Origin of the sequence: Cupriavidus sp. SIMBA_020 (assembly GCF_046535395.1) — a bacterium.
Lineage (GTDB): Bacteria > Pseudomonadota > Gammaproteobacteria > Burkholderiales > Burkholderiaceae > Cupriavidus > Cupriavidus campinensis.
The window spans coordinates 523,622-539,206 of record NZ_JAWRWU010000002.1 but is presented as its reverse complement, the minus strand read 5'-3'; the positions used below and the strand labels follow the sequence as shown (position 1 = coordinate 539,206).

Below are 15,585 nucleotides of genomic sequence, written 5' to 3'. Positions count from 1 at the left end.
GAAGACGATTCTGAAATTTGAAATTGAACCGTCAAGGCGCCTTGCGCCTTAACTGCCACATCTTGTCCTTGATCGTTTCCTCCGTGGCCGGGCCGCGCGGCAGGAGCAGGCCGACCTGGACGATCCGCGGGCCTTCCATGCGGGTCACGGTCAGGCGCAGGCCGGCGATTTCCAGGGCGTCGCCTTCCACGGGGGGCGATGGGAACACCGCCAGCATCGCCGCTTCCAGGGTCCGCGCCGCCTCGTCAGCGGTCAGGGGGCGGGTGGCGTAGAGGGGGGCCACGTCGCGCAGCAGGGCGTCGCCAGTCAGCAGGAAGTCGTGCGAGAGCTGCGCCCAGGCCGGGGCGCGCGCCGCGCTCTGGAACAGCCGCGACAGCAGCGGCACCGACCCGCCGGGGGCCAGCACCGAGACCGCATCGCCCGCGCGCAGCACCACCTGCTCCAGCGGCACCAGCGCGCCGTCGCGGGCCACGGTCATCAGGCAGCTGCGCGGGGGGAGTTCGAGCTGGTCCGCGCGGAGGTTCTCCACCGGCGCGTCAGCCGCCACCACGAACTGCATCAATTCCAGCGCCGGCGACCGCGTGCCCTGCAGGCGCTCGCGCGAGACCGGATCCTGGTAGGCCGGCCGCAGCACCCGGGCCAGCCGTGCCGCCAGCGCCACCGTGGTGCCCTGGCACAGCAGGCTGAGCAGCACCACGGCGAACGCCACCCGGAACAGCAGCCCCGAATCCTCCATGCCCTTCAGCAGCGGGAACAGCGACAGCACGATCGGCACCGCGCCGCGCAGGCCCATCCACGCCAGGAACCCCTTCTCCCGCCCGTTGAAGCGGAACGGCAGCAGGGCGATCCAGACCGCCACGGGCCGCGCCACCACCATCAGGAACAGCGCCACGGCCCCAGCCGGCAGCGCCACGTCCCAGATCCGGCTCGGCGTGACCAGCAGGCCGAGCAGCAGGAACATCACCGATTGCGCCAGCCACGCCATGCCGTCCATGGCGCGCATGGTGTCGTCGGTCACGGCCCGCTCGCGATTGCCGACGATCATCCCGGTCAGGTAGACCGCCAGGAAGCCGCTGCCGTGCGCCGACTGGACCAGCGCGAAGACCATGCAGCCGGCCGCGCAGACCAGGATGGCCTGGAGGCCCTCGGCCACATGGATGCGCTCCATCACCCGCGCCACGCCCAGGCCCAGCACCACGCCGAGCACCCCACCCACGCCAAACTGCACCACCAGCCGCCACGCCAGCGCGCTGGCAGTCAGGCCGTCCGGGGCGGTGATCCATTCGATCAGCGTCAGGGTCAGGAAGATCGCCATGGGGTCATTGATGCCCGACTCGATCTCCAGCACGCTCGCCACCCGCTCCTTGAGCCGGATGCCGCTGCCGTTGAGCAGCGAGAACACCGCGGCGGCGTCCGTCGAGCCGACGATGGCGCCCAGCAGCAGGCCGAGCTTCCAGTCGATGCCGAGCATCCACGCCGCAAACAGCCCGACCAGCACCGCCGTGATGCCCACCCCCACCGTCGCCAGTGACAGCGATGGCCGCAGCGCCACGCGGAAGGTGGCGAAGCGCGTGCGCAGCCCGCCGTCGAGCAGGATCACGGCCAGCGCGATATTGCCCACCAGGAAGCTGAGCCAGGTGTTGGCGAAGCGGATGCCGCCTGGCCCGTCCACGCCGGCCAGCATGCCGACCGCCAGGAACACCAGCAGGAACGGTATGCCAAAGCGCGCCGAGAACACGCCGAGCAGGATGCCCAGCGTCATCACCACGGCGCCGATCAGGATGGCATGGTCGATACTTTCCAAACGATTCCTTTCGATGCGCCACGCTGCGCCGGGGGGAGTGCGACCGATGATAGCGCACGCCCCTCCGCCGTCCCTTCCGCCGTCCCTTCCTGTACCGGCGGCGACACCTCCACCGGACACCCCTCCGCGCAAATTCCCTTGCCTTGTCAACGACTTACGTTCGGCTTTCGGACAACTTTCGACTGACTTTCAGACGTCTGCGTAGGGAGATACCCTGAAGTTGACCCTGATTGCAGACATATGAAAGGTAGCTGAAAGGATGCGCTTTTAACTTCCACCCTGCTCGTGACGGGGTTGGGGGGAGCTGTCCCTTCGGGACGGTGCGCAACACGCGTACACCAATCACCGCACGCGGATTTCAAGCTTTATATCGAGGAGAATCATTTTGCGCATACGTAGCCAAAAGGACTTTGCCTCCGGCCTGATGTTCATGCTGGTCGGATTCGGCTTTTCCTTCGTCGCCCGTGGCTATTCCATGGGAACGGCCGCCAAGATGGGACCGGGATACTTCCCGTTCTGGCTCGGCATCGTGCTCGCCATACTCGGCGCGCTGGTCCTGTGGGGATCGCTGTCGTCCAAGGGCGAGGAAGACCAGCTGGCCCGCTGGGATATCAAGACGCTGCTGTGGATCCTGGGTGCCGTGGTGCTGTTCGGCCTGCTGCTCAAGCCGCTTGGCATGGTGCTGTCCGTCATCGTGCTCGTCCTGGCCTCCTCGATGGCCAGCCATGAGTTCAGCTGGAAGGGTGCGATCCTGAACGCTGTCATCCTCGTGGTGATCAGCATGGGCGCCTTCGTGTACGGCATCAATCTCCAGATGCCGGTGTGGCCGGCCTTCCTGGCAAACTGAGGAGACGGCCGAAATGGAACTGTTGACCAACCTGGGTCTGGGCTTCTCCACCGCCCTGACCTTCCAGAACCTGGCATACGCCTTTGCGGGCTGTATCCTCGGGACCCTGATCGGCGTGCTGCCGGGCCTCGGGCCCCTGGCCACGATCGCCATGCTGCTGCCGGTGACCTACACGCTGCCCCCGGTGGCGGCGCTGATCATGCTGGCCGGTATTTACTACGGCGCCCAGTACGGCGGCTCCACCACGGCAATTCTGGTGAACCTGCCGGGTGAATCGTCGTCGGTGGTGACTACCATCGATGGCTACCAGATGGCGCGGCGAGGCAGGGCCGGGGTGGCGCTGGCCACAGCGGGTCTCGGCTCGTTCTTCGCCGGCTGCGTGGCCACGCTGATCCTGGCCGCTTTCGCGGCCCCGCTGTCGGAACTGGCGTTCAAGTTCGGCCCCGCCGAGTACTTCTCGCTGATGGTGCTGGGCCTGATCGGTGCCGTGGTGCTGGCTTCGGGCTCGCTGGTGAAGGCCATCTCGATGATCGTACTGGGCCTGTTGCTGGGCCTGGTCGGTACCGACGTGAACTCGGGCGCAGCGCGCTTCTCGTTCGACGTGCCGGAGCTGACCGACGGCCTGAACTTCGTGTCGGTGGCCATGGGTGTGTTCGGCTTCGCGGAAATCATCGCGAACCTGGAGCAGAAGGAGCACCGCGAGACCTTCACGGATCACGTGACCAACCTGTTCCCGACCAAGGCAGACTTCAAGCGCATGATCCCGGCCATCCTGCGTGGCACGATGCTCGGCTCCGCGCTGGGTATCCTGCCGGGCGGCGGCGCCTCGCTGGCATCGTTCGCAGCCTACTCGCTCGAGAAGAAGACCTCGAAGTACGCCAGCGAGTTCGGCAAGGGCGCCATCGAGGGCGTGGCAGGTCCGGAATCGGCCAACAACGCCGCGGCACAGACCTCCTTCATCCCGCTGCTGACGCTGGGCATTCCGCCCAACGCCGTGATGGCGCTGATGGTGGGCGCGATGACCATCCACAACATCCAGCCCGGCCCGCAGGTGATGACCAGCAACCCGGCGCTGTTCTGGGGCCTGATCGCCTCGATGTGGATCGGCAACTTCATCCTGATCATCCTGAACCTGCCGATGATCGGTATCTGGGTCAAGCTGCTCAAGGTGCCGTACCGCTTCCTGTACCCGGCCATCCTGACGTTCTGCTGCATCGGCGTGTACTCGGTCCAGAACACCACGTTCGACGTGTTCCAGACCGCGGCCTTCGGCGTGATCGGCTACCTGTTCATCAAGCTGAAGTGCGAACCGGCGCCGCTGCTGCTCGGCTTCGTGCTGGGGCCGATGATGGAAGAGAACTTCCGCCGCTCGCTGCTGCTGTCGCGTGGTGACTTCACCGTGTTCGTGACGCGCCCGCTGTCGCTGGGGCTGCTGATTGCGGCTGTGATCCTCGTGTTGATCGTGGCAATGCCGTCGATCAAGGCGAAGCGCGAAGAAGCGTTCCAGGAAGAATAAGGCTTACCCTGGCCGGGGGTATCCGGCCACACAACGCAAGCTCAGGGCGCCTTATGGCGCCCTTTTTTTATGCGCTTTCTTCCTGAAATGCCAATGGCCATGCGGCATGCGCCACGGTCATTGTTGGCAGCCATGGCAATGGTGCGATTGGTGTTGAAACGTACATAAGGCACCCCGGCGTCCCGGCAACATGCGCGTGTATTCCCTCAAATACATGCGTCCAGAGGACTTGCCATGATGCGAACCGCAAGCCATCGACCGCACGGGTTCTCCCACGGGTCTGCCACGACGCCCGCCGGGATGGTCACCGCCTTGGTCATTGTGTTCTTCTTCAGCCTCGCCATGCTGCTGTCCAGCGGACGGCTGTCCAGCGGCGACGCAGGCGAGCAGTACCGCTCGGCGCAACTGCTGGCGGCCACGGGCCAGCTCGGAAGCGCGGTGAATCCCCCCCTCGTCACGTACTGGAACAAGGGGCCCGACGGGCTCTACTACGAGCCTCACGACGTTGGCGCGCTGCTGCTGATGATGCCCGGCGCGCTGATCGACGAGGCGCGCGGCGACATCGACCCCTACCGGCTGGTGCGCGACCGCTACGTCGGCCGCACGTATGGCAAGTTGATCACCTCGTTCATCTACGCGGCCTACAACACGCTCGGCGTGGTGTTCATGTTCCTGCTGATGCGCGAGTTCTATTCCACGCGCGCGGCGTTTGGCCTGGCGCTGGTGTTCTATGCCGGCACGACCTTCATGCCCTACGCCAAGACTGCCTGGGACGTGACCCCGGCAGCAGCCAGCCTCTGCGCCTGGCTGTACTTCATGGCGCGCGCGCTGCGGCCGCCGACGTCACTGGCGTACTTTGTGGCCGCCGGCGTGGCGCTGGGGCTGGCCTGCTCGTTCCGATACTCGCTGCTGCCGTTCTTCGGCATGGGCGTGCTCTGGTTGCTGTGGATGGAGCGCGCACGGCACAAGACCGGCTTCGCGTTGATGCTGGTGGCGCTTGGTATCACCATGCTGCCCGCGTTCTACTACAACCACATCCGCACCGGCCTGTTCCTGCGGCCGGCCATCGCCGCCGACCTGCACATCTCGGACAGTCTCGCACTCAACGGCAACCCGGTGACCGGCCTTCTCGGCCTGCTGGCCAGCCCCAACATGGGACTGTTCCTGTTCGCGCCGGTGCTGCTGCTGGCCCTCTTCGTGTACAAGATGCGGCACACGCTGCAGGTGCGCCAGAAGCAACTGCTGTACGCGGCGCTGGCCTCCGGGATCTGCTACCTGTTGATGATCGCGCACATGAAGAACTGGGGACACTTCGGCTGGGGGCCGCGCTACATGGTGCCGCTGCTGCCGGTGCTGTTCTTCGCGGCGGTACCGGGACTGTTGTGGATGTGGCAGCACGCGCGGCGCACGGCGGTGCCGCTGCTGGTCATCTCGGTCCTGCTCAACCTGGGGCCCACGCTGATCAACTGGCATGTGATCGTCGGCGAATTCCCCGGTGCGCGGCCGCAGAACTCCGCCCTGCCCTACCAGCACATCGGCGTCTGGACTGGTATCGAAATGAGCCTGTCCGGCGAGCCGCTGATCTTCCCGAAGACCAACGATCCCCAGACCGCCATGACTGATGCCGCCCGGCGTTTCCCCGACCTCTTCGCGATGCGGCTGGTCGAGCTGTCCCCGGCCGGCAAGGCGGCGGGCATGCTCTGGGCTCTCCTTTGCCTGGGGGGAATGCTGCTGTCGTTGCGGCACATCATGTCCGCCACGTCGCCCACGCACGTGTCCGGGCCGCCCCAGCGCGGGATGGCCACCTTGCATGTGCCGCCTTCAGCACCCCAGGCTTCCCGTCACGTCGGCGCCGATCGACGATAGGCTCAGGCAGCCTAGCTGCCGAACAGCGCCTCGCAGGCTGACCGGATCGCCTCCGTCACATGGGCGCGCCCGTGGTCGCGCCGCTCCAGCATGCCGAGCGTGCGCACCACGGGCTCGCCGCCTGCCTGCAGCGGCAGCAGGCGCAGCGCGTGATCCTCGTGCCAGCGCGCCAGCCGCAGCTGCGGCACCACGGTCACGCCCACCTCCTGCCGCACCAGTTCCACCAGCGCCTCGATCGAATTCAGTTCGAGGAATTCGTTGGTGCGCAGGTGCGCGCGCCGCAGCGCGCGCTCCACCAGGGCGCCGGTGCGCTGGCTCCGGTCGAAGCGCAGGAAGGGATTGGCCGCCAGCGCCTCGCGCGCGGTCTCGCCGGGGCTGCCGCGCGCGGCAATCGCCACCAGCGGCTCCTGGTAGAGCGGCGTCCAGCGCAGCGTGCCGGCGGGCCGGGCCGATCCCTCCACCAGGAACGCAGCGTCCAGTTCGCCACTTTCCACCTGCTCGGCCAGGTCGATGGACTTGGCGCCGACCAGCCGCACGTCCAGCGCCGGATAGGCCCGCTTGAGCCGCGCCACCACGTGCGACAGCCCGCCCATCACCGATACCACCGCCCCCACCGCCACCGCGCCGGCCATGTCCTCGGCGCCCCCCTGCGGCAGGCGCATTTCCTCATACAGCGCCAGCAGCCGGCGCGCCTGCGGCAGCAGTTCGCGGCCGTCCGCGTTCAGCACGGCCACCCGGCCGCTGCGGTCGAACAATTCACGGCGCAGTTCCTGTTCGAGCGAACGCATCTGCAGGCTGACCGCCGCCTGCGTCAGCGCCACCCGGCCGGCAGCGGCGGCAAACGAGCCCTGCTCGGACACGGCGACGAAGGTGCGGAGAAATCGGATGGTACTCATGCAGGTCCAACCACAAGGTTTTCTTGTTGATCACAAAAGGAATATTAGCTTTCATTGTGACCCGGTGCGCGGAATAATGATGGACGAGCCTTGATTTGGCTCGGTTTTTCCTGCCTGCCCGTTTTCCGCATCGGAGAAGAAGAATGACTTCCTGGCTACGCCTGCTCGGCATCGGCCTTACCACGAGCCTGACCCTGGTTGCCGCGCCGTCGCACGCGGATACGTATCCGTCCAAGCCGATCCGGCTGATCGTGCCGTTCCCGGCCAGCGGCGCCACGGACCTGCTGGCGCGCGCCATCGCCCAGAAGGTGGGCGCCAGCATGGGCCAGCAGATCGTGGTGGATAACCGTCCGGGCGCAGGCGGCGCCATCGGCTCCGACATGGCGGCCAAGGCCCCGGCAGATGGCTACACGCTGCTGATCGCCACGACCAGCACGCACTCGATCGGCCCCTATATCAATACCCACCTGCCCTACAACACCGAGACCGACTTCACGCCGATTGGCCAGGTGGCCGTGGCCACCAACGTGCTGGTGGTACCGAACCAGCTGCCGGTGAAGAACGTGAGGGAGCTGATCGACTACGCCAAGAAGCACCCGGGCGAGCTGAACTACGCGTCCAGCGGCAACGGCACCATCGGGCAACTGACGGCCGAAGCGTTCAAGGCCCAGGCCGGCGTGTTCATCACCCATATCCCGTATCGCGGCACGGCGCTGGCGGTGCCGGACCTGATCTCGAACAAGGTGCAGGTGCTGTTCGACAGCATCGTCTCCGGCATGCCGCACGTGAAGGATGGCAAGCTCAAGGCACTGGCCGTGACCAGCGCGAAGCGCTCGCCGCTGGCACCGGACCTGCCCACGGCCAGCGAATCGGGCCTGCCGGGCTTCGAATCGGACACCTGGTTCGGCATCTACGGCCCCAAGGGGCTGCCGGCTGACGTGGTCAACCGGGTCAACGCCGAGTTCAACAAGGCGATCCAGTCGCAGGACGTGCGCGACCGCCTGGCCAAGCTCGGCGCCGAACCGGTCGGCGGCACGCCGGCGCAGTTCGCGGCCATGGTCAAGAAAGACAGCGCCCGCTGGGGCAAGCTGATCAAGGATCGCAAGATTCTGGTGGACTAAAACGAGACAACCCATGAAGAACTTCAACTGGACCAACCCCTACCCCACCGTGCGCATTCCGCTGTTCGCGCGCAACGTGGTCTCCACCTCGCACCCGCTGGCGGCACAAGCCGGCCTGCGCATGCTGCTCAAGGGCGGCAATGCCGTCGATGCAGCCATCGCCGCCGCTGCCGCCATCACGCTGGTGGAGCCGGTGTCGTGCGGCCTGGGTAGCGACGCCTTCGCGATCCTCTGGGACGGCAAGGAACTGCATGGCCTGAACTCGTCGGGCGTGGCCCCGGCCGCCTGGAACCCCGAATACTTCAAGAACAAGTACGGCGTGGACGGCAACGGCCTCGCCAATCGGCCGATCCGCGGCTGGGATGCGGTCACCGTGCCGGGCATGGTGGCCGGCTGGGCCGCGCTGCACGAGAAGTTCGGCAAGCTGCCGTTCGAAGACCTGATGGAGCCGGCGATCGAGATCGCCGAGCGCGGCTACGCCGTGCCGCCCGTGGTGGCGCACAAGTGGGCCGCCGCCGTGCCGGACCTGAAGACCCAGCCCGGCTTCGCCGACACCTTCATGCCGCATGGCCGCTCGCCGAACGTGGGCGAGAAGTTCGTCTTCAAGGCCGCCGCCGACACGCTGCGCAAGATCGGCGCCACCAAGGGCCGCGCCTACTATGAGGGCGAGATCGCCGAGAAGATCGCCGCCTTCAGCAAGGAATGCGGCGCGGCGATGACGCTGGACGACCTGCGCAACTATCGCCCGGACTGGGTCAAGCCGATCAGCCAGTCCTATCGCGGCTACGACGTGCACGAGATTCCGCCCAACGGCCAGGGCATTGCCGCGCTGATCGCGCTGGGCATCCTCGACCAGTTCGACGTCGGCTCGCTGCCGGTGGACTCGGTGGACTCGCAGCATCTGCAGATCGAGGCGATGAAGCTGGCCTTCGCCGACCTCTACCGCTACGTGGCCGACCCGCGCACCATGGAAGTCACGCCCGAGCAGATGCTGGACCCGGCCTACCTGAAGTCCCGCGCGAAGCTGATCGACATGCAGCGCGCCACGGCTTTCACGCCGGGCATGCCGAAGACCGGCGGCACCATCTACCTGACCGCCGCCGACGAGAACGGCATGATGATCTCGTTCATCCAGTCGAACTACATGGGCTTTGGCTCGGGCGTGGTGGTGCCGAATACCGGCATCAGCCTGCAGAACCGTGGCGTGGGTTTCTCGATGGACCCGAAGTCCGCCAACGTGGTGGCTGGCGGCAAGCGCCCGTTCCACACCATCATCCCGGCCTTCCTGACCAAGGATGGCCAGCCGGTAATGAGCTTCGGCGTGATGGGCGGCGACATGCAGCCGCAGGGCCACGTGCAGACCGTGGTGCGCATGCTCGACTACGACCAGCAGCCGCAGGCCGCCTGCTGCGCGCCGCGCTGGAAGGTCAACCGTGACTTCACGCTCGATGTGGAAGGCACGATGGACCCGACCACCGTGGCCGGCCTGAAGGACCGTGGCCACCAGCTCAAGTCCGTGAACGACCCGTACATGGACTTCGGCTCCGGCCAGTTCATCTGGCGCCTGTCCGACGATGCCGAGCAGGGCTACGTGGCCGCCAGCGACAGCCGCCGCGACGGCCAGGCCGTGGGCTTCTGACCGCCCGCTATATATATAGAAGCACCGCAGTACCGCTGTAGCCGTCCTGCAAGGCGCCGAGGGGCAACCCCGGCGCCTTTTTTCATGGCCGGCGGGCGGGCGGCGCGCCAACTGTCCTGTTCGCGGCGCGTGGAACTGTGCATGGTGTGCCGCGCCGCGCGCACTACACTGGCAATTCGTCCAATTTCCTGCCCGCTCCCGCCATGGCCTCCTACGCCTTCCGCATCGTCAACGTCTTTGCCGAGACCACGCTTGGCGGCAATCCCCTGTGCGTGTTCGAGGACGCACGCGGCCTGGACGACGCCACGATGCAGGCGCTGGCGCTGCAATTCAACCTCTCCGAGACCACCTTCGTGCTGCCGTCCGAGCGCGCGGCGGCAGCCGTGCGGATCTTCACCCCGGGCTACGAGATGCGTTTCGCCGGTCACCCAACGCTGGGCACCGCCCATGTGGTGCGCGACCTCGCAAAAACCGGGGATGCGCTGACCCTCGAATTCAAGGCCGGCGTGGTGCCGGTGACCGCCGCCGGCGACCGCTGGACCCTGACCGCGCCGCACGAGGGCGCCCCGCGCACCGCGCCGGCCGGTCTGCCCGATGCCGAGATGGCCTCGCTGCTGGGCCTGTCCGCAGACGACCTGGCCGGCTCGCCGATGTGGGTGGATACCGGCGCCGACCAGCTGCTGGTACCGCTGAAGACGCCCGACGCCGTGCGCCGCGCCGCGCCCGACAGCAGCCGGCTGGACCAGTGGCCGCAAAGCAGCCTGGGCCGCAAGACCGCCTATGTGTTCGCCTTCGACCCCACGCAGCCCGGCAAGGTGCTCGTGCGCTACTTCTTCACCAAGCAGGGCGGCGGCGTGGCCGAAGACCCGGGCACCGGCTCGGCCTGCGCCAATCTCGGCGGCTGGCTGCTGGCCACGGGCCACGCGCTGCCGGCCACGTACGAGGTGGAGCAGGGCGAACAGGTCGATCGCCGCTGCCGGCTGGACCTCGCCGTGACCGCCGACGGCGCGATCCGCGTGGGCGGCCGCGTGGTCGAGATCGGACGTGGCACTATTACGATCTGACACGATCCGATCCCTCGCCTCCCTCCCCCTCCCCGCCATGACCTCACACGACATCGCCGCGCTCGCCGACCTCGAATCGCTGTACGCCGAGCCCGCCGGGGCCTCGCTGGCCAAGGAAGTCGACTACCTGCACCCGCACTACCGCGCCTTCGTGGACGCCTCGCCGTTCTGCCTGCTGTCCACCCGGAACGAGCATGGCGGCGACTGCTCGCCGCGCGGCGACCAGCCCGGCTTCGTGCAGGTACTGGACGACCGCACGCTGCTGCTGCCGGACCGGCGCGGCAACAACCGCATCGACAGCCTGCGCAATATCGTCAACGACCCGCGCGTGGGCCTGCTGTTCCTGGTGCCGGGCGTCAACGAAACGCTGCGCGTGAGCGGCACGGCGAAGATCTCGACCGACCCCGCGCTGATCGCGCGCTGCGTGCATGACGGCAAGGCGCCGACCACGGTACTGGTGATCTCGATCCGCTCGGTGTTCTTCCAGTGCGCCCGCGCCCTCGTGCGCTCGGCGCTGTGGTCGCCCGAAACCCAGATTCCGCGCGACCGCCTGCCAAGCACGGGCACCATCGTCGCCGAACTGAGCAACAACGCGATCGACGGCGTTGCCTACGACCGGGAAATACCCGAGCGCATGCGCAAGACGCTGTACTAGCTGCACTAGCGGCCTGCCCCACCCCACAAGAAGAGAACCCTGCCATGTACATGCCGTCCCACTTCGCCAGCGACGACCCCGACCTGATCGACGAGGTCATGCGCCGCTACGCCTTCGCCACGCTGGTTGGCACCGATGCGGATGACCTGCCCTTCGCCACGCACCTGCCGGTGGTGGCGGAGCGGGCGTCCGAGGGCGGCTGGCGCATCGAGGGGCACGTCGCGCGCGCCAATCCGCACTGGAAATGGTTGGAGCAAACCCCGAAGGCGCTGCTGGTGTTCCAGGGGCCGCATGGCTACGTGTCGCCGTCGCTCTACGACCAGAAGCTGTCCGTGCCGACCTGGAACTACGTGGCGGTGCATGTCTACGCCGAGGTCACCACCATCCACGACGCCGCCGACAAGGACGCCCTGCTCAAGCGGCTGATCGGCCGCAACGAACCGGGCTACGCCCAGCAGTGGCGCGACTTGCCCGAGGATTTCCAGCAGAAGATGCTGGGCGCCATCGTCGGCCTGCGCCTGGTGCCGACGCGGGTGGAAGGCAAGTTCAAGCTGAGCCAGAACCGCCCCGCCACGGACCGCGCCCGGATCCTGGAAGCCCAGCGCGCCGGCTCCGCCATCGAGCAGGACATGGCCGACTGGATGGCACGGCTGACCGGCGCGAACTGAGTCCCACGAACTGAGTCCCATCAAGGCTCACCCGCGCGGCAGCCACTCCGGCACATGGGTGCCGAGCGGCACCGAGGGCAGTGCCCAGTGCGCCGGCGTCTCGGAGAGCCGCGCGGCATGGCGCACCACGGTCAGCTCGCCAAACCCTGACTCCTGCACCTCGAGCAGGTCTGACATCTCGTCGAAATGCGGGTCCGGCACGCGCCAGCCCTCCGGCACGCGGCCCAGGCCGCGCAGCCATTGCCCCACCTGCGCCAGCGACACCCGCACGTGCCAGCTTCCGCCCTCCACCGCGCGCCGGTGCAGCGCGGCCATCGCCCCAAACGCCAGCAGGTAGCCGGCCGCGTGGTCCAGCACCTGGGCCGGCAGCGGCTTGGGCTCGGCACTGCCGGCCGCCCGCGCCTCGTCGTCGTTGAAGCCGGTGGCCGTCTGCACGAGCGAATCGAAGCCGCGCTTGCCCGCCCACGGCCCGACATGCCCGTAGGCCGACAACGACACATAGACGATGCCGGGCCGTGCGCGCGCCGCCGCCTCCGGGCCGGCGCCCAGTTCGGCCAGCCCGCCCGGGCGATAGCCCTGCACCACCACATCGGCGCCATGCAGCAGCTTGTGCAGCGTGCGCTTGTCGTCCGGGTCGCGCAGGTCGAGCTGGCAGGACCGCTTGCCGCGCCCGGTATCGATCACCAGCGGCGCGATAGCCGGCAGGTGCGCCGCCGTCACCAGCAGCACGTCGGCGCCGTGCGCGGCCAGCGTGCGCCCCGCCACCGGGCCGGCGATGATCCGCGTGAAGTCGAGCACGCGCACGCCGGTCAGCGGGCGGGCATCGACATTGATCTCGGCATGGGGCGGCAGCGCCGGCAAGGGCTGCGGCGGCGCCTCGCCGATCTTCTCGATGGTCACCGGCGGCAGCCCGGCAATGGCCTGCGCCTGCGGATGCGCGCGCCAGGTGTCGTAGGGCCGCATGGCGGCCACCACGAGCCCGGCGTCCGAGGCGGCGGACTCGAATGCCTCGGCCTCCCAGCGGCCCAGCGCCGCGCGCACCGCATTCTTGTCATGCGCGCACTGGAGCAGGCGCAGCACGCCGTCGCGGTGATGGGGGAAATTGGTGTGCAGCCGGACCCAGCGCCCGTCGCCGCACGGGTACAGGCCGGCGATCTTGTCCCAGAGCTCGGGGGCGGGCCCGCCGTTCACGCGCAGGTAGCGCTCGCTGCGGAACTCCGCCAGCGCGTGGCGCATGTCCACCGCCACGTCCTGCCAGCGGCCCGTGCGCTGCGCCCAGAGCGCCGCCGCGGCCAGCGCGGACGCCCCGAGGCTGGCCTGCGCCGCCGTGCCCACCGCGAAGCTCGATGGCAGCACCGGGTCCGCGCCGGTCAGCGCCAGGTGGGCCAGCGCCTCGGGCGGCAGGCCGGCGCCGTGCCAGAGGCCGGCCAGGGCGTCCGCCGGCAATGTGGCCGAGGCTGACGAAGTGGCCGAGAGGGACGAATCAGGAGAGGAAGCAGTGTTCATGGGTTGAGTTCCCGCAACATGGCCCAAGCTTTTCATGCCACGATGGCGGCATGCGATGACCTGCCGTGGATTCTGCACCACTTGCGGCCACCGCGCTGTGAGCCGATTCTGAAAATCGCGCCGCACCGCCGGGTTGCCCCGCAGGCACGGTAAAATCCCGCCATTCCATCGAACATGGGGAACCGGGGAGCGTCCCGGTGCCCCACACCAAGCCATACGGCCGCATACGACGCGGCGCCACCATGAGCCAAGACAACAAGCCTACCGACAAGTCCACCGACAACCCGGCCTCCTCGAACTTCCTGCGCAGCATCATCGACCAGGACCTGGCCGCAGGCACCTACGCCGGCCGCGCGGACAGCCAGGGCGCCGCGCTGCCGCCGGTCATCACGCGCTTCCCGCCGGAGCCGAACGGCTACCTGCACATTGGCCACGCCAAGAGCATCTGCGTGAACTTCGGCCTGGCGCGCGACTACGCCGGCCGCTGCCACCTGCGCTTCGACGACACCAATCCGGTCAAGGAAGACACCGAGTATGTCGACTCGATCATCGACGCCGTGCACTGGCTCGGCTTCTCGTGGGACGCCACCCAGCCGGGCGGCCAGCCGCACCTGTACTACGCCAGCGACTACTTCGAGCAACTGTACGCCTTTGCGGAAACGCTGATCGAGCGCGGCGCCGCCTATGTGGACAGCCAGACCGCCGAGCAGATCGCCGCCACGCGCGGCAACTTCTCCGAGCCGGGCAAGCCCTCGCCGTTCCGTGACCGCACGGTGGCGGAAAACCTGGCGCTGTTCCGCGACATGCGCGCCGGCAAGTACGGCGACGGCGAGCACGTGCTGCGCGCCAAGATCGACATGACCGCGCCGAACATCGTGCTGCGCGACCCGGTGCTCTACCGCATCCGCCACGCCCATCACCACCGCACCGGCGATGCGTGGTGCATCTACCCGATGTACGACTTCACGCACTGCATCTCGGACGCGATCGAGAACATCACGCATTCGCTGTGCACGCTGGAGTTCGAGAACAACCGCCCGCTGTACGACTGGGTGCTCCAGCACCTGCGCGAAGCCGGCGTGTTCCGCGACCCGCTGCCGCACCAGTACGAATTCGCGCGCCTGAACCTGACCTACGCCATCACCAGCAAGCGCAAGCTCAAGCAGCTGGTGGACGAAAACCGCGTGGACGGCTGGGACGACCCGCGCATGCCCACCATCGTCGGCATCCGCCGCCGCGGCTATACGCCGGAATCGATCCAGCTGTTCTGCGACCGCGTGGGTGTGTCGAAGGCCGATAGCTGGATCGACATGAGCACGCTCGAAGGCGCCGTGCGCGACGACCTGGACGGACGCGCGCCGCGCAGCGTGGGCGTGCTCGACCCGGTCAAGCTGATCCTGGACAACTACCCGGAAGGCCAGACCGAGGAGTGCTCGGCGCCGGTGCACCCCAAGCAGCCCGAACTGGGCCGCCGCGTGTTCCCGATCTCGCGCGAACTGTGGATCGAACGCGACGACTTCACCGAGACGCCGCCCAAGGGCTACTTCCGCCTGTTCCCGGGCAACAAGGTGCGCCTGCGCTACGGCTACGTGATCGAGTGCACGGGCGTGGACAAGGACGCTGACGGCAACGTGGTGGCCGTGCACGCGAACTACCTGCCGGAAACCAAGAGCGGTACGCCGGGCGCGGACAGCGTCAAGGTCAAGGGCAACATCCACTGGGTCAGCGCGCCGCATGCGGTGGAGGCCGAGGTGCGCCTGTACGACCGGCTGTTCAGCGACCCGAACCCCGACGCGGGCGGCAAGAACTTCCTCGATGCGCTGAACCCCGACTCCAAGAAGGTGGTCAAGGCCTACCTGGAGCCGGGCCTGCGCGACGCCAAGCCGGAAGACCGCTTCCAGTTCGAGCGTCACGGCTACTTCGTGGCGGACCGTACCGATTCGCAGCCGGGCAAGCCCGTCTTCAATCGCACGGTTGGCCTCAAGGACAGCTGGGGCAAGTGA

12 protein-coding genes are annotated in these 15,585 nt (G+C 67.8%); 9 read left to right on the top strand and 3 right to left on the bottom strand.

Going from position 1 to position 15,585, the window contains the following annotated elements; all coding sequences use genetic code 11:
* Positions 1 to 31: 31 nt before the first annotated feature.
* Positions 32 to 1,804, bottom strand: coding sequence for a potassium/proton antiporter (locus tag SB751_RS06680; RefSeq protein WP_410747872.1), 1,773 nt, complete (start codon positions 1,802 to 1,804; stop codon positions 32 to 34).
* 385 nt (positions 1,805 to 2,189) lie between these two features.
* On the opposite strand from SB751_RS06680, the gene SB751_RS06675 reads away from it, so the two are divergent.
* The 3 genes from SB751_RS06675 to SB751_RS06665 all read left to right on the top strand — a co-directional run bounded on the left by SB751_RS06675 (position 2,190) and on the right by SB751_RS06665 (position 6,033).
* A complete protein-coding gene (locus SB751_RS06675; protein WP_144198088.1) occupies positions 2,190 to 2,651 on the top strand; it encodes a tripartite tricarboxylate transporter TctB family protein in 462 nt (153 codons plus the stop codon).
* A 13-nt stretch (positions 2,652 to 2,664) separates the two neighbouring features.
* Complete coding sequence (locus SB751_RS06670; RefSeq protein ID WP_144198087.1) at positions 2,665 to 4,167, top strand: tripartite tricarboxylate transporter permease; 1,503 nt, start codon at positions 2,665 to 2,667, stop codon at positions 4,165 to 4,167.
* 234 nt (positions 4,168 to 4,401) lie between these two features.
* Entirely contained in the window at positions 4,402 to 6,033 is a 1,632-nt protein-coding gene (locus SB751_RS06665) for a glycosyltransferase family 39 protein (protein ID WP_144198086.1), read from the top strand.
* 11 nt (positions 6,034 to 6,044) lie between these two features.
* Here SB751_RS06665 and SB751_RS06660 read toward each other — a convergent pair whose 3' ends face one another.
* Positions 6,045 to 6,929: a LysR substrate-binding domain-containing protein gene (locus SB751_RS06660; protein WP_144198085.1), complete on the bottom strand. Its 885-nt coding sequence runs from the start codon at positions 6,927 to 6,929 to the stop codon at positions 6,045 to 6,047.
* A gap of 143 nt (positions 6,930 to 7,072) precedes the next feature.
* Between SB751_RS06660 and SB751_RS06655 the strand changes: the two genes are divergently transcribed.
* The 5 genes from SB751_RS06655 (at position 7,073) to SB751_RS06635 (ending at position 12,076) form a co-directional block, all read left to right on the top strand.
* Positions 7,073 to 8,050: a Bug family tripartite tricarboxylate transporter substrate binding protein gene (locus tag SB751_RS06655; RefSeq protein ID WP_144198084.1), complete on the top strand. Its 978-nt coding sequence runs from the start codon at positions 7,073 to 7,075 to the stop codon at positions 8,048 to 8,050.
* A 13-nt stretch (positions 8,051 to 8,063) separates the two neighbouring features.
* The gene (gene ggt, locus SB751_RS06650) at positions 8,064 to 9,689 is read left to right on the top strand and encodes a gamma-glutamyltransferase (protein ID WP_144198083.1); all 1,626 of its coding nucleotides are present in this window, start codon (positions 8,064 to 8,066) and stop codon (positions 9,687 to 9,689) included.
* Between the two features lie 203 nt (positions 9,690 to 9,892).
* Complete coding sequence (locus SB751_RS06645; protein WP_144198082.1) at positions 9,893 to 10,753, top strand: PhzF family phenazine biosynthesis protein; 861 nt, start codon at positions 9,893 to 9,895, stop codon at positions 10,751 to 10,753.
* A gap of 37 nt (positions 10,754 to 10,790) precedes the next feature.
* Positions 10,791 to 11,408 (top strand): pyridoxamine 5'-phosphate oxidase family protein, encoded by a 618-nt coding sequence (locus tag SB751_RS06640; RefSeq protein WP_410747871.1) that lies wholly within the window; start codon positions 10,791 to 10,793, stop codon positions 11,406 to 11,408.
* Positions 11,409 to 11,452: 44 nt separating this feature from the next.
* Entirely contained in the window at positions 11,453 to 12,076 is a 624-nt protein-coding gene (locus SB751_RS06635) for an FMN-binding negative transcriptional regulator (RefSeq protein WP_144198080.1), read from the top strand.
* A gap of 27 nt (positions 12,077 to 12,103) precedes the next feature.
* Here SB751_RS06635 and SB751_RS06630 read toward each other — a convergent pair whose 3' ends face one another.
* The gene (locus SB751_RS06630) at positions 12,104 to 13,582 is read right to left on the bottom strand and encodes a CoA transferase (RefSeq protein ID WP_250024703.1); all 1,479 of its coding nucleotides are present in this window, start codon (positions 13,580 to 13,582) and stop codon (positions 12,104 to 12,106) included.
* Between the two features lie 242 nt (positions 13,583 to 13,824).
* Between SB751_RS06630 and SB751_RS06625 the strand changes: the two genes are divergently transcribed.
* Positions 13,825 to 15,585 (top strand): glutamine--tRNA ligase/YqeY domain fusion protein, encoded by a 1,761-nt coding sequence (locus tag SB751_RS06625; RefSeq protein ID WP_144198078.1) that lies wholly within the window; start codon positions 13,825 to 13,827, stop codon positions 15,583 to 15,585.